Below are 18,741 nucleotides of genomic sequence, written 5' to 3'. Positions count from 1 at the left end.
GAGCACATAATGCCGCTGCGGTATCACCCTGCCTCCGAACCGGAGCGAACACCGGTCTGCGAGCGGGAACGGTTCCGGGCGCAGTACGCCTTCTGAAGCCCATCTGGCGACCACGAGTCAGGTTGCATCGGGCCGAACCACGCCGGTCCTAGCCGAACACTCAAAATCGGCTTCTACTTGGGAATTCCCTTATCTATAAGGCGAAACGCGGAGCGGTCCGGTCGGTTTGCTAAACCGTCGGTCGGCCCTCGGCCGGCCCGTGAGTTCGAATCTCACTCTCACCGCGTCGCCGCGTTTTCACCGCGGAGTGTGCGGGTTCGAGTCCCGTCTGCGCTGCGATACCAGAACGAGCAGGAGCGCCACCGATGGAGAGGTGGGCCGGGTTGTAACCCCGGTGCCTTCGGGCTTAGCAGGTTCGAATCCTGCCTCCTGCACTCCAACAAACAGAGAGGAGGACCGGCTATGGCGGGACTCAGGGACAGGAAGCGAGTGCCTGGAGGGCGGACCGGTTCTCCGGTCAGTCAGGGGCATGCGTTGCGGCGGGTGCTGCTGGCGTGTGGGCATGTGCAGCGGGATCGGTTGGCACACCGTGGTGATCACGTCTGGTGCGAGGGCGAGTGCTCCGACTGGATGCGGGTCGTCTCGGTCGACGAGTAAGAGCGAGGCGCCGCCCTTCAGGTGGAGGGCGGCGTTGACCCCTCTGGTAAGGGATGTACGCCGGGCTCTCCGAAGGCTCGGTTCCTGGTTCGACTCCAGGCAGGGGGACTTAGGCGATGGTCGGGTCGTGGTGGACGGTGAGGGTGACGGCCGGCGAAGGCGCTCGGGTCGCGAGGAGACGGACCCGTACGGCGTCGGCGGTCACCGAACGGTTCAAGGGGATCAGGCGGCGGTGGCCGATGGTGGTACCGGTTGCGACCTCAGACCAGGTGCCATCGACCAGCGCGTCGACGGCGAAGGACTCGACCTGCTGGCCAGCGGCGACGTCCTCGCGCAGGCTGACCACGTTGAACGAACCCGGCAGCTCAACAGCCGTTCCGTAGTACGACCGCACGGCCGCCCCAAAAGCAGACAGCGCCTGTACGTCGGGATCCGCGAACCGGCCGCGCCGATCCGGCGGGATGTTCAGCAGCAGTACGGCGTTCCGGCCGATCGACTTGCGGTAGATGTCGAGGAGCTCGGGGACTGACTTCACCGCGTCGTCCTCGGCCGCGTGGTAGAACCAGCCCGGCCGAATGGACACGTCGACCTCGGCCGGATACCAGCGCAGCTCGTCGGCCTCGGCCAACTCCGCAGGACCGGCAACCTCCGCTGCGGTCTCCGCAGCGACCATCCGTCCGCCAGCAAACGGTACGACGCTCCACTCCGTCTCCCGGGCGAATCCGTCTTCGTTGCCGACCCACCGCACGTCCGGTCCACCGACGGCGATCGTTGCCGAGGGCGCCAATCGCCGGATCAGGTCGAACCACGCGTCGAAGGCGTACTCCTGCGCCGTACTGGTCGGGTTCGCCCCATCCAGCCAGACCTCGACGATCGGCCCGTACTGCGTGAGCAGCTCGTACAGCTGGTTCAGGTAGTACCGGTTGTAGTCGTCCACCTCATAGGTGAACCCAGGTTGGATGTCCGAGGCAACCACTGGGCTTCCGTTGCCGTAGTACCCGCCGGGCGCCTTCTCCTGATACAGATCCGCGGGCGAGAGGTAGAAGCCCAACCCCAACCCATGCTCAGCACAAGCAGCGGATAGCTCCGCCATCACGTCGCGCCCAGACGGGCTTGCGGCGATATTGTGCGTTGTATAGCGGGTCGGCCACAGACAGAAGCCGTCGTGGTGCTTGGCCGTCAGGATCACACTCTTGAACCCGGCGTTCACCAACGCCCGCACCCATTGGCCGCACGACAGGTCCTGCGGGTCAAAGACGGCCGGGTCGTCCAGGCCAGTCCCCCACTCCAGATCCGTGAAGGTGTTCACACCGAAGTGCACGAATGCCGTCAGTTCTTGTTGCTGCCAAGCAAGTTGACGTCCGGATGGCCGCACAGCCGAAGCATCCATCTACAGCAGCACCTTGCCCGGGTTCAGCAGACCGGCTGGATCGAAGGCCTGCTTGACGCGTCGATGCAACTCCAGGCTGACCGGCCCCAGCTCATCCTCAAGCCAGCGCGCCTTCAACGTACCGATGCCGTGCTCACCCGTGATCGTCCCGCCGAGCGCGAGCCCGAGCTCCATCACCGCCCCGAACGCCTCCAGCGCGCGAGCCTCCGCTGCCGGATCATCACGCCCGAACACCACCGTCGGATGCATGTTCCCGTCACCAACATGCCCAGGGCAACAAATCAGTACGTCGTACTTCGTCCCGATCTCGGCGATACCCCGCAGCAACGCGACCAGCTTCGACCGCGGGACCGAGACATCGTCGATCAGTGTGATCCCGAGCGGCTCCAACGCCGGGTTGACCAGGCGCCGGGCCTCGAGCAGCATCCGGGATTCCTCGGCATCCGACGCCTCGGCGACCTCGACCGCGCCGTGCGCCGTACAGATCGCGGCGATCCGCGCGACGTCCTCGGCGGCCCGCGGACCGCGGTCGGACTGCGCGATCAGCAGCGACCCGACGTTCGCCGGCAACCCCATGTCCCGGTAGTCCTGGATCGCGCGCGCCGTCGGTCCGTCCAGGAACTCCAGCAACGACGGCCGCAGGCCGGACGCCATCACCGCGGCGGCAGCGGCAATCCCGTCCTCGATGGACAAGAACGTGGCTGCCGCGGTCAGCGCCGCCTCCGGCGCGGGCCGCAGGGTGAGCGTCGCCTCGGTGACCACGCCCAGCGTCCCCTCGGAACCCACGATCAGCCGCGTCAGGTCATACCCCGCGACGCCCTTCGCCGCACGCCGACCGGTCCGGACGATCTCGCCCGAGGCCAGCACAACCTCCAACCCACGCACGAAGTCCGACGTCACGCCGTACTTCACGCAACACAATCCACCAGCGTTGGTCGCGATGTTGCCGCCGATCGTGGACATCTCCCACGACGACGGATCCGGCGGATAGAACAACCCCTGCTCGAGGACGGCGCGGGACAGCTCGGCGTTCACCACACCGGGTTGCACAACCGCGACCTGGTCCTCGGCCGAGATCTCCAGGATCCGGTTCATCCGCGCAGTCGACAGCAGCAGGCAACCGTCGGTCGCGTTCGCCGCACCGGACAACCCGGTCCGCGCTCCCTGCGTCACCACCGGTACGCCGAACTCCGTCGCGATCTTCAGCACCGAAGACACCTCAGCCGTGGTCGACGGCCGCACGAGCACCCGCGGTACGCCGGCCCTGCAGAAGGTCGCGTGGTCGCTCCGATGCGAGTCCAGTACGTCGGCATCGTCGACGACCGCGTTGTCCCCCAGCGCCGAGCGGAGACGATCGATCAGCAAGTCACTCATAAGGTCTCATCCTGTTCGGCCAGCAGTCGCAGGATCAACTCCGCACGGCGCACCCGCTCACGCCCCAACGCCTCCGCGGTCGCGGCCAGATGCGCCCCGACCGGGTAGATGTTCGGCGCGTTCCGCAGCCCCATCTTGAGATACACCGGCGCAGCCACCTTCACGATCTCCGGTACGTCGTAGAACCGCACGTGCCCACCCTGGTCGTCCGGCACCTCGATGTACATGTCGATCGGCACCGAGGTCACCGACCGGATCTCCGCCAGCACCGGCACCGGAAGGTCCGTCGAGACGTTCAGACTCGTCGCGCCCAGCCGCTCGTACAGCCGCGCAGTCGGTGCATTGGGCAACGGCATCAGCACTGACGTCTTCAGGACCAGGTCAGGAGGCAACGACCCGTCGACCTTCAGCTGCCCAAGCAGTTCCAGTACGCCGATATCCCCGACCAGCAGGCTCCGCACGCCCAACTCAACCGCCCGGAACGCGTCACACAACGACGCGGCAACCATCTCGTTGCCGCGCGCAACGCCTGCGACCGCGGCCGCGACTTTGGCCTGCCCGCCGATGTCCCAGGCTGCCCGCGGTCCGAGGAACAGACAAACCTCGACCCCGGCGGACGCGCCGAGCGACAGCATCTCCTCGATCTCGGCGTCGGTCAGCATCATCACGCCGCTGCCCTGCGAGACCCGGTCGACCGTCACCCCGCGCGTGGCCGCCTCCTCGAGCACGGCCGCCATCACCCGCGGTCCCTCGCACGAAGGGATCTCCACCTTGTACGGCGTACCGTCGGCGAACGTGGCCGTGGACGGGCCGCCGGGGCGGAAGCCGCGGTCGGCCAACAGGGCATGCGCCTCGCGAAGAGTCACCATGGCGCAAGCTTCCCCTCGATCGTCAGGTCACCGGCAGCACCGGTGATCTCCAGGTCGAACCGATCACCGGCCTCGGCCAGCAGAGCGGGCGTGACCAGCAACTCGTGCGGAGACAACGTGTCCTTGATCCGCGCCAGCCGCAGCTCGGACCAGTCGCGTCGGCCGCACATCGTGATCGCCGCGAGGACTGCCGCCTCGTCGTCCGCCATCACCATCGGCAGCCGGGATCTGCGCGCTCCCCCGGCTCCGGAGGTCAATGCATTCACGTAGCTGGCCTGCAGATCGATCTGCTCCAACAGCGAGGCCGGCATCACATCCGCCAACCCCAGTCCAGAGGCATTCCCATGCGACGCCTCCGACAGCGCGTGCACACTGATCGCGGCAATCGTCGGCGACTCGAATTCGGGAATGCCGTGCACCCAGCAGCGCCCGATCACGTTCGTGTCCATGCCGGCGCCGGACTTGTCTTTGCCCAGCTCGTCCACCACCAGGACGTCCAGCTCGTCGAACGGCAACCGTCCGAGCAGACTGCTTGCCCGCTGCAACAAGGCGTGCTCGGCCGCGCCCGCGATCCCGTCGGCTGGGACCAACTCGACCGCCGCGGTCTGCTCCAGCGCGTTCTCCAGAACCCCCAGCCCACCAAGGACTTTGCCCTCAGCAACCACCGCTCGCGCCGCGGCCTCGATGTTGGCGCCAAGCGAAGGAATCCCACCGGCGTGCAGCGCAGCTGCGCCCGCGTGATTCCCGAGGCCGATCGCGAGGATCTTCGCCAGCCCGCTCTCGATCGGCCCGTGGAAGTCCGTGTGTGGTTTGACCCGGTTGATCAGCAGCACGCCGTCCGCGGCAGCGGCGATCGCGTCGTGATGAACCGGCGTACCGTCGTCCAGCTTGCCGACGACAACGGTCTCCATGGTCGCCTCGATCGGGCAACCGACACTCGATTGCGTAATCCCGAGCCCAGCCAGCATCTCGCGCTGCCCATCAGCCGTCGCCCCACCATGCGAACCCATCGCCGGTACGACGAACGGCGCGGCACCGGCCGCCAACAGCCACTCAACGGCAGCTCGCACCACCGGCACCAGGTCGTGAATTCCACGGCTGCCCGCCGTCACCGCAATCCGCGCACCCGGGTGAATCCGGGCTCGCAACGGCTCCAACGCAGCCTGCGTGGCAGCCGCCGGATCGGACACGGTCGGCAGGTCGGGCAGGAGCCGGCGAATCGGCGTGACCTGCGGGATCACGCCGTCCGGGCGCAATCCCCGGACGGCCTCGAACGGTCCCCAGCTACTCATCAGTGACTCTGCCGAGCGACCGCGGAGCCGGTGCGACCCACCAGGAAGTCGAGGTCGCAGCCCTCGTTCGCCTGCGTGACGTGGTCAACGTACAGGCGGGCCCAGCCGCGATCCGTCGGCGGTGCGGGCGGCTGCCAATCGGCGCGGCGCTTCTCCAGCTCCTCGTCCGACACATCCAGGTGCAATCGTCGCGCCGGAACATCGAGCTCGATCCAGTCCCCGGTCCGCACAAGCGCGAGCGGTCCGCCAACCGCCGCCTCCGGCGTGACATGCAGTACGACGGTCCCATACGCCGTACCGGACATGCGCGCATCGGAGATCCGCACCATGTCGTCGACGCCGATCTCGGCGAGCTTGCGCGGGATCGTCATGTTGCCGACCTCCGGCATGCCCGGATAGCCGCGCGGTCCCGAGTTCTGCAGGACAAGCACGGTGTCCTCGTCGACATCGAGATCGGGATCGTCGACCGCCAGGTCGTACTCCTCGATGCTGCTGAAGACCAGAGCCTTGCCGCGATGCTGCAACAACCGCTCGGACGCAGCAGACTGCTTGACCACAGCACCGTCCGGGGCAAGATTCCCCTTCAGTACGGCGGTTCCTGCGCCGCTCCCGAGCGGATTCCCGACCGGCCGGATAACGGCCGCGCCTGGTCGCCCTTCCTGACCGGACCAGTCGATCCGCTCGGCGTTGGCCACGTTCTCGCCCATGGTCCGACCGGTCACCGTGATCGCGTCCGCCTTGAGCAACGGAAGGATCTCGCGAAGGACGGCCGGCAGCCCACCGGCGTAGTAGAAGTCCTCCATCAGGTACTGCCCGGACGGCTGGAGGTCGGCGAGCCACGGTACGCCGCGCGCCCACTCGTCCATGTCGTCCAGCGAGAGGTCGACGCCGACCCGGCCGGCAATCGCCAGCAGGTGGATGACAGCGTTCGTCGAACCACCGATCGCGGCATTCGCCCGAACGGCGTTGGCGAAAGCATCGCGAGTCAGGATGTCGGAGGGCTTGAGGTCCTCGTGCACCATCTCCACGATCCGCCGACCGGCGTGCTGCGCCAGCGAATACCGCCGTGAGTCGACGGCAGGGATCGCGGCCGAGCCGGTCAGCTGGAGCCCGAGCGCCTCGGCCATACAGGCCATCGTGGACGCCGTCCCCATCGTCATGCAGTGACCGTTGCTCCGGGACATCCCGGACTCGGCGGCCGCGTAGTCCTCCTCGGTCATCCGGCCGGCGTTCCGGTCCTGCGTGAACCGCCACACCGCCGTACCGGAGCCGATGTCGCAGCCGCGGAACTTCCCGTTCAGCATCGGGCCGCCTGTTACCACGAGGGTGGGCAGGTCGACGCTGGCTGCGCCCATGATCGAGCCGGGCGTGGTCTTGTCGCAGCCGGTGAGCAGGACTGTGCCGTCGATCGGGTTGCCGCGTAGTGACTCCTCGACATCCATGCTGAGCAGATTGCGGAACAGCATCGCGGTCGGCCGCAGCATCGTCTCGCCGAGCGACATCACCGGGAACTCCAGCGGGAATCCGCCGGCCTGCCACACCCCGCGCTTCACCGACTCCGCCAACCGCCGCAGGTGCGCGTTGCACGGCGTCAGCTCGGACCAGGTGTTGCAGATCCCGATCACCGGCCGCCCGTCGAACACCTCCTCGGAGAAGCCCTGCGCCCGCATCCACGACCGGTGGATGAACCCGTTGCGCCCCTCTTCGCCGAACCAGTGCTCATAACTCCGCAAGCCGGACTCACCCGAAGGCACGCCTGCCTTCTCAGGCGTCGGCACACCACCAGGATCCGCCGGTACGCCGGACTCCCGCGGATCGGCGGTCGGGGGCAGGCCCTCGTCGTCGCTCATCGTTCCACCTCCCCGGTGGTCACCACACCGTTGATCCGGCGCGTGATCCCGAGCGGATTGGCATCCCGCAGTACGGCGGGCAGCACCGCATCAGGCGCGTCCTGATAGGCAACCGGCCGCTGGAACCGGCGAGCCGCCGTCACCCCGACGCTGGTGTGGATCGAACCAACCGTGGACGGGAACGGCCCGCCATGGTGCTGAGCCCAGGAGACCGCGACCCCAGTGGGCCAACCGTTCCACAGCACCCGGCCGGCCTTCGCCGTCAGGAACGGCAGCAGCTCAGTCACCAACGCCGCGTCAGAATCCTCGGCATGCAGAGTCGCGGTGAGGTTGCCGTCGAATGCCTCGACCGCGGCCCGGAGCTCGTCCGGACCGTCGTACTCGACGACGATCGACACCGGGCCGAAGCACTCCTCGAGGATCTCGTCCCGGCGCGCCAGCAGCTCGGAAACCGTTGTCTGCAACAAGGTTGCGGCACCGGACGCCCACACGCGAACCCCGTCGATCTTCCCGAGCCGGTCGAGGCCGGAGTCGAACGTGTCCTTGATCCGCTCGTTCAGCATGGTCGAGGCAGCGACGCCACTCGCAGCTTCAACCAGCTTCTCCTGCAGACCATGACCGGTCGGCACGAACAGCAGGCCAGGCTTGGTGCAGAACTGACCAACGCCGAGCGTGAAGGAACCGACGTACCCAGTCGCAATGTCCTTGCCGCGGGCATCGATCGCGGCCTGGGTGACGAAGACCGGGTTCAGGCTGCCGAGCTCGCCGTAGAACGGGATCGGCTCCGGCCGGGTGACCGCGATCTCATGCAACGCCTTGCCTGCCGGAACCGAACCGGTGAAGCCGGCCGCCGTGATCCGCGGATCCTTCAGCGCCACCACACCGACGTCGAAGCCCTGGATCAGCCCGAGCGACCCGTCCGGCGCACCCGCCGCACGCAAGGCCTCGATCATCACCTCAGCAGTCCGCACCGAGAGCTCCGGGTGCCCCGGATGCGCCTTCACGATCACCGGGCACCCAGCCGCCAGCGCGGATGCGGTGTCGCCACCACACACGCTGAAAGCGAACGGGAAGTTGCTTGCTGCAAAGACCAGAACAGGTCCGAGTGGCACCAGCACCCGGCGCAGATCCGGTCGCGGCACCGGCTTGGCGGCCGCGTCAGCAGTGTCGACGATCACCTCGAGCAACGAGCCCTCGACCAGCGCATCCGCGAACATCCGCAGCTGCCCGGTGCTCCGCCCGACCTCACCCCGCAGCCGCGCCTCCGGCAACGACGTCTCCCGGATCGCGATCGGCACGAGCTCATCCGCCGCAGCATCCAGGGCATCCGCCGCGGCACGAATCCAGCCGGCCCGTACGGCGGGCTCCGCGGACCCGAGCGCGGTCGCCGCGCCGGCGGCCGCTGCCAGGGCCTGCTCGAGCTCGGCGGGTGTGGTGTCGGCGGTCATCGCTTCTCCTCAAAGTTCTGTTCAGCCAGGAACGCAAAGGGTTCCCGACCGGTGGCCACGGTGTTCGTCAAGGTCCCGAGCTGGTCGATGGTGATAGTGATGACATCACCCTCCTGTAACCGGAGGGCAAATTCAGGCACGATTCCGGTGCCAGTCGCCAGGATCACACCGTCCGGGAAGTCGTTCGGCACGAAGAGCACGTCGATCAGGTCCTGCAGCTCGCGGACCAGCTTGGCGGTCGACGTCGTCTCGGTGAAGATGTCGTCGCCGCCGCGGCGGATCACCAGGCCGACCGTCAGTTCTTTCGCGTTCGCAACCTCCCAGGCGGGCCGGATCCCGGTCGCGAGCGCGCATCCACCGGCGAAAAGCTTGGCCTGCGGCACGTACAGCGGGTTCTCGCCTTCGATCGAACGCGAACTCATATCGTTGCAGATCGTGTAACCGACGATCTCACCGTGGCTGTTGGCGACGACCGCGAGCTCCGGCTCCGGTACGTCGTGACCTGAGTCGACGCGAATCCCGACCGGCTCGCCATCCGTGACAACCCGCCAGGCCGGTGCCTTCTGGAACAGCTCCGGCCGGTCCGCGGTGTAGACCTTGTCGTAGACGGACTCCTCGGTGCTCTCCTCCATCCGAGCGCCCCGCGAACGCTCGTAGGTGACGCCCGCGCACCAGACCTCACCGCGACCGTCGATCGGCGGCAACCACTTCAGCCCGTCGACAGAGATCGCCGTACCGGTCTTGCCGGCGGCCGTCCGCAGGTCGGCGAGCGGAAGCCGCAACAGCTCGGCCATGCTGGCGATACCTTCGAGCGGTGCCACCGTGTCACCGGTTCGCACACCGACGACCGGCCGCCCATCGGATGACTGGTAACGGACGAAATGCATGAGTCCACCTCTCACATCGACGTACCGAGCAAACCACGGGTGATCTGGAAGCCGACGTTGCCGGAGGCAACCGCCTTCGGGACGAGCTGACGGCTCGCGACCAGCGCGATCGTCTCCAGCCCGATCCGCGCCTGGTCGGCCGCGTCTCCGGTGGCGACCGCGTCCAGGTCGTCGCCGTACCGGGCAACCGTCTCCGGGTCCTTGCTGAACTCGACGACCGGGACGAATCGCTGCGCCGACAAGGTGCCCCCGGCAACATGCGCGAGGATCTGCTGTACGCCGGACGCGCCGAAGCCGGTCGCGGTCTCCATCCAGTCGGTCCCCGGCATCCGCATCACATGCCAGCCCGGTGCGGCAGGGCGCTGCCCGTGCGCGATCGTCGGACCAACCTCGGCGGCGGAACCGAACGCCGTACGGCGGAAGTTGTCATCGGCAAGTAGTGCGCCGCGGGACGACAACACGACTGAGCCGCCCGAACCGACGAGCTCGCAACCGATCAGGCCGAGCGCTTCGGCAGTGTCCGGGGTCAGCGGACCGCGGGCTTCCAGGCCGATGGTCAGCGCACCGAGATCACCGTCGTACTCGACCGGAGGCTGGAGGTCGAAGCTGCTGAACCAGTCCTTGACCTTGGTACCGACGGCGTCGAGACCACCGTCCGCCTGGATGCTGGCCCAGCCGAAGCGAGCCGGATCCTTGCCGGCCTCGACGAGGCGGGAGCGGAAGTAGTCGTTGTGCGTCTTCTCGCAGCCGTGCTCCAGAAGCAGAGCCATCCGCGTGTTCGAATGCAGGAGGTAGCCGAGCATGATCCGGGCGAACGTCTCCTCGGAAGCGCCGCCGCTGCTGCCGCAGCCCTCGGTGTGCGGGAGCGCGACCATCCGCGTGACCGCGTCGCCGGCCCACTTCTCCAGCTCGGCCTGCCCAGCGAGCCGCAGCGCGATCTGGCCGGAGCAGAGGCTGGTCGGCAGGATCAGACCGACTGCCTCCGGGAGCAGTCGGTCGTCTACCTGCAGGAGTCTGGCGGGTGTGCGACTGGGCACGGTCTGGCCTGCCAATGGCTCACCAGAGAGAGGTGCATCGCGGTCGTCGGCGGGGAGGTCGGCGAGCGCGCGGCTCTGGCGGCCGTCGGTGCTGATCGAGATGCCGTCGCGCGGGCCGCTCTGCTTCCAGTTCCGCCAGATCGACACCTGGCTGTGGCCTGCGCGTTCACCCGCGCTCGGCTCGCCTGAAGCGACCCGGACGGTCAGGTCGAAGGTCTCCGCGGTCAGCTGCGCCATCGGCGTACCGGTGAGGTAGGCGCCAGCGTCCACGTCCATTTCGGCGTGCAGGCGCTCGTACCGCTCGCTGGTGGTGACGAACTTGAGCGTCGGGACGAACGGGAAGTTGGTGATCGAGCCGTTGCCGGTGGTGAAGAAGATCAGGTTGCAGCCGCTGCCGATCTGGCCGGCGACCGACTCGAGGTCGTTGCCGGGGCTGTCCATGAAGATGTAGCCGTTGCCGGGCAGCGGTTCGCCGTAGTCGATGACGTGGTCGAGGCGGACCTCGCGCGGGAGCTTGCGCGCAGCGCCGATCGACTTGAGGACGATGTTGTAGAGGCCGCGGTACACGTTGCCACCGGACGGGTTGCCCTCGGCGGTGTGACCGTGCCAGCCGACGCGTTCCTTGAACGAGCGGATCGTGGTGAGGAACCGCCGGGCGGTGGCGAGGTCGCGGACGTTCTTGAGGACATACGGCTCGGCGCCGATGAGCTCATCGGTCTCAGCCAGTACGGCGGTGCCGCCATGCTTGATCACCTCGGCCCCGACCAGACCGGCGAGCGGATTCGCGGAGATGCCGGAGAACGCGTCCGAACCGCCGCATTGCAGGGCGATCTTGAGGTCGGCCAGCGGGACCTCAACTCGTCGCTGCGCGGCGACGATCGGGAGCCAGGGCTCGATGAGCGTGCCGGCCGTGGTGAGGTCGTGCTCGAAGCCGGCTTCGCGGGTGAAGAACGTGTGCGGGACCTTGATCTCCGGGTAGTCGTGCTCGCGCATGAAGTCTTGGATCGCTTGGCCGGAGACGACGTCATCCGAAGTGTCGACGATCAGCACGGCGCCGACGTTCGGGTTGAGGGTGAAGCCGGCCAGGGTCGCGAGCAGGAAATGCAGGTTGTTCGGAACCTCGTCCTCACCACCCTCAGTGTGCGCGACCGGTACGACGCCGTCGCCCGCGGCCGCGCCGTCGAAGCGCCGGGCAAGCTCGGTGACGAAGCCTGAACTGCGGGAGCTGGTCGCCATCACGACGACGTGATTCCTCGTACCGGCCGGGCCCTGCGAGCGGGGGTAGCCGAGGAACGTGCCGGGTTGCTCGACGCTCGTGACCTGTTGGCCGAGGTGGAGGGCGCTCTCGTCGAGTTCGTACGGGTCGAGAGGTTCGTTGGTGGCAGACGGTTCGGTCGGGAGGCCTTCGACTCCGCGGTCGGTGACCGCCTTGAGGCTGGTCGGCGTACAGATGTAGTCGCCGGGGACCAGGTCGCGCGACGCCCGGGCGAAGGGGGTGTTCCAGGAGGTGATCGCGTCGCCTTGGGAGATCCGCCGTACGGCGAAGCGGTGGCCCTCGAGAATCGTGTGCGGAAGGGTGATGAGGGTGCCGTCGAGCTCGATCTGGGTCCCCGCGTCCAAGCGGCGGGAGCAGATGGCCGCGTTGTCCTCCGGCTCGGGTAGGACGCCGATCTCCTCGAACTTCACCGTGTCTGCCTTCCGTCGGTGGGTGCTTCGGCGCTACCGTGATCCAAATCGTGCATGATGCATGATCCACCCTGCCGAAGACGACCGGCCGGGTCAAGGCCGCATCCGGAGGCTGATCACGTGGATACTGCCGACCGGCGGGTGCTGCGCCGGCAGATGCTCGCCGACGACGTGTACGAGGCGATCAAGACGATGCTGATGGACCACGTCATCCGGCCCGGTGCCCGGATCTCCATCGACGGACTCGCGCGGGAGTTCCAGGTCTCGTCGACACCGGTCCGCGAGGCGCTCGCCCGGCTGGAATCCGAGGGGCTTGCGGTCAAGGAGCCGCTGAAGGGATACCGCGCGACGCCGCTGCTCACGCTGGCCGAATTCGACGACCTCTACCGCTTCCGGCTGTTGCTGGAGCCCTGGGCCGCCCGTCGTGCCGCCGAACTGATCACCGACGAAGGCCGCGACCGCCTGCACGCCGAACTCGCCACCGCGGTCGAACCAACCTCCGTCGACTACGCCGGCTACAAGTCCCTCACGGTGCACGACAACCGCTTCCACACCCTCATCGCCACCCTCTCCGGCAGCGAACAGGTCCGCCTCGCCTTCCAGCGCACCCACTGCCACCTGCACATCTTCCGTCTGCACTACGAACGCGACATCGGCCCTGAAGTCCTCACCGAACACCGCGCTCTCGTCGACGCCATCACCACCGGCAACCCCATCACCGCCGAACAAGCGATGACCACCCACATCCACAACTCCATGCAATCCCGCCTCCGCAAAATCTACGAGTGACCGTCGCCGCCGTACACGGCTAGAGCGGGGTTTGGTGGGCGGCACGAACGACTGCAGGTAGTCACCTTCGGCACACTCGCCGGTGGTTCGTGCAGCGTGGGCATGCATCCGACTGCAGGCACCACCTGCAGTCCGTCGTACCGCGCAGCGACCCGAGCCACCGTGCGGGAGCTGGGTGAGTACGGGATGCGTGTCGCCGGATAGCGGTCTGGCGGGCGGCACCAACGACTGCAGGTGGTCACCTCCGACGTACCCGCCGGTGGTTCGCGCAGCGTGGGCATGCATCCGGCACAGGAACCACCTGCAGTCCGTAGTGCCGCCCAGCGACCCGAGCCACCGTGCGGGAGCTGGGTGAGTACGGGAAGCGTGTCGCCGGATAGCGGTCTGGCGGCCGGCACGAACGACTGCAGGTAGTCACTCCAACCGCGCCTCGCGGTCTGTCCCATTTGGTGGGCTGGCCAGGCAAATTGTGGGTGGGCGAACCGCATGCGGCTAGCTCACCCACACTGGCGTGGGTGAGCCCATCAAATGGGGGTCTGCCCACACTGCTGGCCGAGTCAGGTGTGCGGAGTGAGGTACGCCGGGGACGGACTACCTGCAGTCCTTCGTGCTGCCTACCAAACGGCGTGGGGTTATTCGGCTGGGGAGCCGCCGTAGGAGATTTCGTTGCCGTCGGGGTCGAAGAAGGTGGCGTGGCGGACGCCGTTCTCGTAGGTCTCGCGGGTGGTGGGCTCTAGGCCGCGGGTCGCGATGGAGGCGAGGGTGGCCTCGAAGTCTTCGACGAAGAGGGTGTGCTGGGCGTGGCCGGCGTGTTCGGGGACTACCTCGATGTAGAGGTAGCGGTGCTCGGCGAGCTCCCAGACGGCTTCGATGTCGTTGGGGAGGAAGGCCGGCTCGGCGCCCAGTAGCTGGGAGTACCAGGCGACGGCGATGTCGTAGCTGCTGACGGAGACTCCTGCGAACAGGTCCATCACTGCACGGTAGCTCTAAGGACAGGACATATCAGCCGGCCGCCACGAAAACGGCCGGTCTGAGCGTGCCGGAGTCATCCAGTAGACGTATACGTCCTGTGCTTAGGCAGGGGCGTCGCCGTGGTCGGGGATCTCCAGCTGTACGCCGCCTTGGAGGGCGGACTGGTGGGCGTAAATGCCGGGGAGGGTGTAGCGGGCGGCGACCCAGGCGTTGACGGGCGGGAGGGTCTTGTCGGCGACGGCGCGGACGAAGTCGTCGGCGAGGAAGTGGTGCGAACCCTCGTGACCGTTGTGCAGGCCGTCGAACTCGGAGGGCAGGCGGCTGCGGTCGTGGACCGGGGAGAGGCCGGAGCGGAACGCATCGCGGAGTGCCGGGTCGACGTTCGCCAGGTCCTCGTCGTCGAGGTTGCCGGCTGACGTTTCCATCAGGTGGCTGACGTCCTCGACGCCCTGCTTGTTCTGCCAAACGGTCGTGGTGGCGAGCTGCTCGAAGCTGCCTTCGGTACCGAAGACGCGCAGGCGCGACTCACGGATGTGCGAGGGGTAGCCGACGCGGCGCATCTCGTTGGTCCGCATGACGCCGCCGTCGGCGAGCTTGAACAGCGCGGTCGCGTTCGAGAAGTCGTTGTCGAACTGGCTGATCTCCTTGTCGAAGACCCCGTCGCCACGGTCGTCCTGGACGCCGATGCAGGACACGTGGGTCGCGTGCTGACCGGTCACCGACAGAACGTTGCCGACGGCATGCGTCGGGTAGAGCATGGGCGGGAAGGAGGCGGTCTTCTTCCAGTCCTCGCCACCGGAGTACTGGTACGCCGCGTAGAACCCGAGGTCCATGTCGTGGACGTAGTCGCCTTCGGCGTAGAACACCCGGCCGAAGTCACCCGCGGCCAGGCGCTGGCGACAATAGACCGACGATGGGTAGTAGAAGCTGGTCTCGCCCATCATGTAGGTGAGGCCGGTCTCCTTGACCAGCTCGATGATGCGCGCGATCTGGTCGGCCTGGATCGCCATCGGCACGGTCGAGTAGACGTGCTTCCCGGCCTCCAGCGCCTTGATCGCCATCTCACCGTGGAACCAGCGCTGGGTGAAGATCGCGACCGCGTCCACGTCGGACGCGAGCATCTCCTCGAACGACTGGTAGGTGACTGACACCCCCTGCTTGGCCGCCATCTCGGCCGTCCGTTCCGGCAGGACGTCGGTCAGCCGCACATCGGACACGTCCGGGTGCGCGGACCACAGCCGCAGGAACGAAGGGGCGAACTGGCCGGCTCCGACCACACCGATGCTGATTCCCATGCGGAAGAGCCAATCACACATTTATGTTCCATGGAAGAACAAATTCAGACGTTGGAACGTGTGAGGAGATGAGGGTTGTCGGTGGTGACCCCGTCGACACCGAGCGCGATCGCCTGGTCGAGGGTCGTCGAGTCGGGGACCGGCCACGCGGTGACGGACAGCCCGGCAGCATGCAGTTCGGCGACAAACGCCGATGTCAGGCCGGTGATGCCACACAGCGCCCAGGTCGCTTCCGCCTCCCGCGTCAGAGCCAGTACGTCGGGAGTCGGGCGACCGAAGATCCGTCCAGTCGTCGCCTCGGGGAAGGCGCGTCGTACGGCGAGCAGGATCTCGGGATGGAACGAGGTCACCAGAGTCCGAGCAGCCAGCGCCGGGTCTGCACGAAGCGACTCGGCCAGCACCGGTACGGCGGCCGGCGTCTTCACCTCGGCCTGGAACCGAACGTCGATCGCGGCGACCGTCTCCGCCCAGGTGGGGATCACCTCGCCGAGACCCGCATCCAGCGTGCGGAGTTCGCCGAGCATGAGAGACGCGACCTCACCGGAACCGTTCGTCGTACGGTCGACGATGGCGTCATGCATGATGACGAGTTCACCGTCGGCGCTCACTCGCAGGTCCAGCTCGATCTCGTGGCAACCGTCGGCGACGGCGCGGCGGAAGGACCGCAGGGTGTTCTCGGGTTCAGTACCGAGCGAACCCCGATGGCCGGTGATGATCACGACACCAGTCCTACCGGGTCCTTTCCCGCAAGGTACGCGGCAACGGCCTCAGCAGCGATCGACCCCGCCCGCAAGGCAGTCTGCCGGGTGGCCCCCGCTAGATGCGGAGTCATCACCACGTTGGGCGCAGCGCGGAGGCGTGAATCGGCAGGCAGGGGTTCGACCGGGAAGACATCAAAGGCCGCAGCACCCAACTGCCCAGACTCCAAGGCGTCCACGGTCGCGTCGTAATCGAGCAGACCGCCGCGGGCAGTATTCACCAGTACGCCGCCGCGCGGCATCTGCGCGATTTGAGCTGCCCCGATCATCCCCCGCGTCCGATCGGTCAGCCGCGCGTGCAGACTGACTACATCCGATCGCCGCAGCAACTCGTCCAGCTCGACAACCTCAATGCCTGCAGGGACAGCGGCAGGATCGACGTACGGGTCGGCAACGACGACCGACGCGCCGAAGGCGAGCATGACGCGGGCGACTCGTTGCCCGATCGCGCCGTACCCGACCAGTCCGACGGTGGCTCCATCCAGCTCCGCACCACACTCGTCGTACGCGTAGAGATCGCTGCGCCATTCGCCCTGCTCCAGCGTGCCTTGCAGCCGCGGAAGGTTGCGCAAGGCCCCCATCATCAGCGCGACCGCATGCTCAGCGGCAGCGACGGCATTGCGTCCAGGTGTGGAGGCGACCGTGATGCCGCGTTTGGTTGCCGCAGGCACGTTGACGTTGACCGGCCCGCCACGGCAGACCACCAGGAACCGCAGATCCGGCGCAGCATCCAGCACCCGCTCGGTGAACGGGCCCATCTGCGTGATCGCCAACTCCACTCCCGGCAGCGCCGCAATCAACTGGTCCTCGGCATCGCTCGCTTCGTCCACCTCCGCCACCGGCCCGTACGGCGTGAGCGGCCACGGCAACGTGATCTCGCGGAAGTCGAACTGCACGCCCTCGACCCACTGCAATGCCGAGGCGAGCAACGAGTTGCGGACGAAGTGATCACCGGCAAGCAGAGTGGTGACGGTTCTCATCAAGCTCCTAGAGTCGGCGCGGGATCGGCCCAGCGAGTGCGGGCGTTCTCGATCCGGCGCAGGTAGTGGGCGTAGCCCTCGGCGTAGAAAGCCGCGCGGCCCGGGTCCGGGTCGACCTGACGAGTAGAGGCGATCCATTCGGGCCCGACAGCGTCGAAGCTGCGGCGGGCGCAGATCACCGCACCACGCGCGGCGACCTGTTCGGCAGCTGTCGTGTGCAGAGGCGCGTTCAGCACGTCGGCCAGGATCTGAGTCCACTCGGCACTCCGAGCGCCACCACCGCAGACCGTCACCCGGCCAGTCCAGCCAGCCGCTTCCAGGCAGTGCCGAGCGGCGTACGCGATTCCCTCGCAGGTCGCGCGAATCAGGTCCGCGGTCGTCGTGGACAGCGAGATGCCGTCGAGGGTTCCGCGCGCCCGGGTGTCGACGAAGGGCGCCCGCTCGCCGGCCTCGGACAGGTACGGCAGGACAGTCACCCCCTGCGCACCAGGTGGGCTCTCGGCCAGGAACGCGGGCAGTTGATCGGTACCAGCTCCGACCAGAGCGAGCACGCGGTCGAGCGCCGCCGTACCGACCATCGCAGGCATCGCCCGCAACCACAGACCTGGCGTCCAGGTACCAAGCAACAACCCAGCCGGCTCGCTGTCGAAGGGCAACGTGTCAGTGACCACCTGGCACGCGAGCGTCGTACCGACGGTCAGCAAGGCATCGCCCGGCGTCTCCACCCCAGCACCGGCCGCCGCAGCCGGAAGGTCATAAGGCCCCGCCGAAACCCGAGTGCCGGCAGCCATACCGGTCGACGCATCTCGCAGCTCACCGACTGGACCATCTGGGACGACAGGCGCCAGCAACCCCCGCAGCTCCGAGAGACCAGTCGCGGCCAGCGCCTCATCGTCGTACAAGCCGGTCCGCGGATCCAGGAAGGGCGCCGACGCATCCGAGACATCAGTCGCGCGAACCCCGGTCAGCGCCTGCATGACCACGTCCTTGCAGTACGCCGCAGTCTCGGCCGCCGCGATCACCGACGGCTCCTCAGCCAGTACGGCGGCCAGCAGCGGACCGGATGCTCCCGGGAACATGCGGTTACCGGAGCGCCGAAACACGCGCTCAGCAACGCCATCCGATGTCCACCGCTCAAGAATCGTGCTGCTCCGCGCATCCAGCCACGAGATCGCCGGCCGCACCGCGGCGCCCGCTTCGTCAATCAGCCAAAGCCCGTCGCCCTGCGCCGTAATCGCCAGCACACCCGGCCGGTCCCCCACCACAGACGCCAGCTCTCCGACCACCTCGTTGACCGAGGCAACGATCTCGGCGGTCTCGTGCTCGAACCGGCCCACCGACGGGCGCATCAATCGCGTCGGCCGGGAGGCTTCGGCCAGCGGCCGGCCTTCCGGGTCGAACGCCACTGCCTTGGTCACGGTCGTGCCGACATCGACGCCGACATCCATACGGATCCC

At 67.5% G+C, this 18,741-nt stretch carries 14 protein-coding genes and 1 tRNA gene; 2 read left to right on the top strand and 13 right to left on the bottom strand.

Annotation, left to right across the window (positions count from 1 at the left end; translation table 11 throughout):
* Positions 1 to 350 precede the first annotated feature (350 nt).
* Positions 351 to 434, top strand: a tRNA-Tyr gene (locus ACFVWG_RS00295).
* A gap of 332 nt (positions 435 to 766) precedes the next feature.
* On the opposite strand, the gene ACFVWG_RS00290 is transcribed toward ACFVWG_RS00295, so the two are convergent.
* From ACFVWG_RS00290 to ACFVWG_RS00255, 8 genes are read right to left on the bottom strand one after another with little or no spacing between them, the layout of a single operon-like run.
* Positions 767 to 2,047, bottom strand: coding sequence for an alpha-L-fucosidase (locus tag ACFVWG_RS00290; protein WP_391540937.1), 1,281 nt, complete (start codon positions 2,045 to 2,047; stop codon positions 767 to 769).
* Positions 2,048 to 3,421 (bottom strand): FAD-binding oxidoreductase, encoded by a 1,374-nt coding sequence (locus tag ACFVWG_RS00285; RefSeq protein ID WP_391540936.1) that lies wholly within the window; start codon positions 3,419 to 3,421, stop codon positions 2,048 to 2,050.
* A complete protein-coding gene (locus tag ACFVWG_RS00280) occupies positions 3,418 to 4,290 on the bottom strand; it encodes a U32 family peptidase (RefSeq protein ID WP_391540935.1) in 873 nt (290 codons plus the stop codon). Before ACFVWG_RS00280 ends, ACFVWG_RS00285 begins: the two co-directional genes overlap by 4 nt.
* Positions 4,284 to 5,582 carry a DUF2088 domain-containing protein gene (locus tag ACFVWG_RS00275; protein ID WP_391540934.1) on the bottom strand — a complete coding sequence of 433 codons (1,299 nt, stop codon included), beginning with the start codon at positions 5,580 to 5,582 and terminating at the stop codon, positions 4,284 to 4,286. The genes ACFVWG_RS00280 and ACFVWG_RS00275 overlap by 7 nt, the downstream gene beginning before the upstream one ends.
* The gene (locus ACFVWG_RS00270) at positions 5,582 to 7,432 is read right to left on the bottom strand and encodes an IlvD/Edd family dehydratase (protein WP_391540933.1); all 1,851 of its coding nucleotides are present in this window, start codon (positions 7,430 to 7,432) and stop codon (positions 5,582 to 5,584) included. Before ACFVWG_RS00270 ends, ACFVWG_RS00275 begins: the two co-directional genes overlap by 1 nt.
* Positions 7,429 to 8,880, bottom strand: coding sequence for an aldehyde dehydrogenase (NADP(+)) (locus tag ACFVWG_RS00265; RefSeq protein WP_391540932.1), 1,452 nt, complete (start codon positions 8,878 to 8,880; stop codon positions 7,429 to 7,431). The genes ACFVWG_RS00270 and ACFVWG_RS00265 overlap by 4 nt, the downstream gene beginning before the upstream one ends.
* A complete protein-coding gene (locus tag ACFVWG_RS00260; RefSeq protein WP_391540931.1) occupies positions 8,877 to 9,767 on the bottom strand; it encodes a fumarylacetoacetate hydrolase family protein in 891 nt (296 codons plus the stop codon). Before ACFVWG_RS00260 ends, ACFVWG_RS00265 begins: the two co-directional genes overlap by 4 nt.
* A gap of 11 nt (positions 9,768 to 9,778) precedes the next feature.
* Positions 9,779 to 12,490, bottom strand: coding sequence for a UxaA family hydrolase (locus ACFVWG_RS00255; protein WP_391540930.1), 2,712 nt, complete (start codon positions 12,488 to 12,490; stop codon positions 9,779 to 9,781).
* 120 nt (positions 12,491 to 12,610) lie between these two features.
* Here ACFVWG_RS00255 and ACFVWG_RS00250 point away from each other — a divergent pair, with 120 nt between their 5' ends.
* Positions 12,611 to 13,279 (top strand): GntR family transcriptional regulator, encoded by a 669-nt coding sequence (locus ACFVWG_RS00250; RefSeq protein WP_391540929.1) that lies wholly within the window; start codon positions 12,611 to 12,613, stop codon positions 13,277 to 13,279.
* A gap of 632 nt (positions 13,280 to 13,911) precedes the next feature.
* Here the strand turns inward: ACFVWG_RS00250 and ACFVWG_RS00245 are convergent.
* From ACFVWG_RS00245 to ACFVWG_RS00225, 5 genes are all read right to left on the bottom strand, one after another.
* The gene (locus tag ACFVWG_RS00245) at positions 13,912 to 14,250 is read right to left on the bottom strand and encodes a VOC family protein (RefSeq protein ID WP_391540928.1); all 339 of its coding nucleotides are present in this window, start codon (positions 14,248 to 14,250) and stop codon (positions 13,912 to 13,914) included.
* Positions 14,251 to 14,352: 102 nt separating this feature from the next.
* On the bottom strand, positions 14,353 to 15,546 hold the full coding sequence (locus ACFVWG_RS00240; RefSeq protein WP_391540927.1) for a Gfo/Idh/MocA family protein: 1,194 nt from the start codon (positions 15,544 to 15,546) through the stop codon (positions 14,353 to 14,355).
* 44 nt (positions 15,547 to 15,590) lie between these two features.
* Complete coding sequence (locus tag ACFVWG_RS00235) at positions 15,591 to 16,265, bottom strand: glycerophosphodiester phosphodiesterase (protein ID WP_391540926.1); 675 nt, start codon at positions 16,263 to 16,265, stop codon at positions 15,591 to 15,593.
* On the bottom strand, positions 16,262 to 17,284 hold the full coding sequence (locus ACFVWG_RS00230) for a 2-hydroxyacid dehydrogenase (protein WP_391540925.1): 1,023 nt from the start codon (positions 17,282 to 17,284) through the stop codon (positions 16,262 to 16,264). Before ACFVWG_RS00230 ends, ACFVWG_RS00235 begins: the two co-directional genes overlap by 4 nt.
* Complete coding sequence (locus ACFVWG_RS00225) at positions 17,284 to 18,732, bottom strand: FGGY family carbohydrate kinase (RefSeq protein ID WP_391540924.1); 1,449 nt, start codon at positions 18,730 to 18,732, stop codon at positions 17,284 to 17,286. The genes ACFVWG_RS00230 and ACFVWG_RS00225 overlap by 1 nt, the downstream gene beginning before the upstream one ends.
* Positions 18,733 to 18,741 lie beyond the last annotated feature (9 nt).

Source organism: Kribbella sp. NPDC058245 (genome assembly GCF_042882005.1).
Classification (GTDB): Bacteria; Actinomycetota; Actinomycetes; order Propionibacteriales; family Kribbellaceae; genus Kribbella.
Note: the sequence above shows the minus strand (reverse complement) of the source record. Positions and strands in the feature narration are given on the sequence as shown.

Coding starts and splice junctions, on each gene's coding strand:
- ACFVWG_RS00230 (WP_391540925.1), bottom strand. CDS start 17,284: ATGAGAACCGTCACCACTCTGCTTGCCGGTGATCACTTCGTCCGCAAC.
- ACFVWG_RS00285 (WP_391540936.1), bottom strand. CDS start 3,421: ATGAGTGACTTGCTGATCGATCGTCTCCGCTCGGCGCTGGGGGACAAC.
- ACFVWG_RS00225 (WP_391540924.1), bottom strand. CDS start 18,732: ATGGATGTCGGCGTCGATGTCGGCACGACCGTGACCAAGGCAGTGGCG.
- ACFVWG_RS00240 (WP_391540927.1), bottom strand. CDS start 15,546: ATGGGAATCAGCATCGGTGTGGTCGGAGCCGGCCAGTTCGCCCCTTCG.
- ACFVWG_RS00270 (WP_391540933.1), bottom strand. CDS start 7,432: ATGAGCGACGACGAGGGCCTGCCCCCGACCGCCGATCCGCGGGAGTCC.
- ACFVWG_RS00260 (WP_391540931.1), bottom strand. CDS start 9,767: ATGCATTTCGTCCGTTACCAGTCATCCGATGGGCGGCCGGTCGTCGGT.
- ACFVWG_RS00265 (WP_391540932.1), bottom strand. CDS start 8,880: ATGACCGCCGACACCACACCCGCCGAGCTCGAGCAGGCCCTGGCAGCG.
- ACFVWG_RS00245 (WP_391540928.1), bottom strand. CDS start 14,250: ATGGACCTGTTCGCAGGAGTCTCCGTCAGCAGCTACGACATCGCCGTC.
- ACFVWG_RS00280 (WP_391540935.1), bottom strand. CDS start 4,290: ATGGTGACTCTTCGCGAGGCGCATGCCCTGTTGGCCGACCGCGGCTTC.
- ACFVWG_RS00290 (WP_391540937.1), bottom strand. CDS start 2,047: ATGGATGCTTCGGCTGTGCGGCCATCCGGACGTCAACTTGCTTGGCAG.
- ACFVWG_RS00275 (WP_391540934.1), bottom strand. CDS start 5,582: ATGAGTAGCTGGGGACCGTTCGAGGCCGTCCGGGGATTGCGCCCGGAC.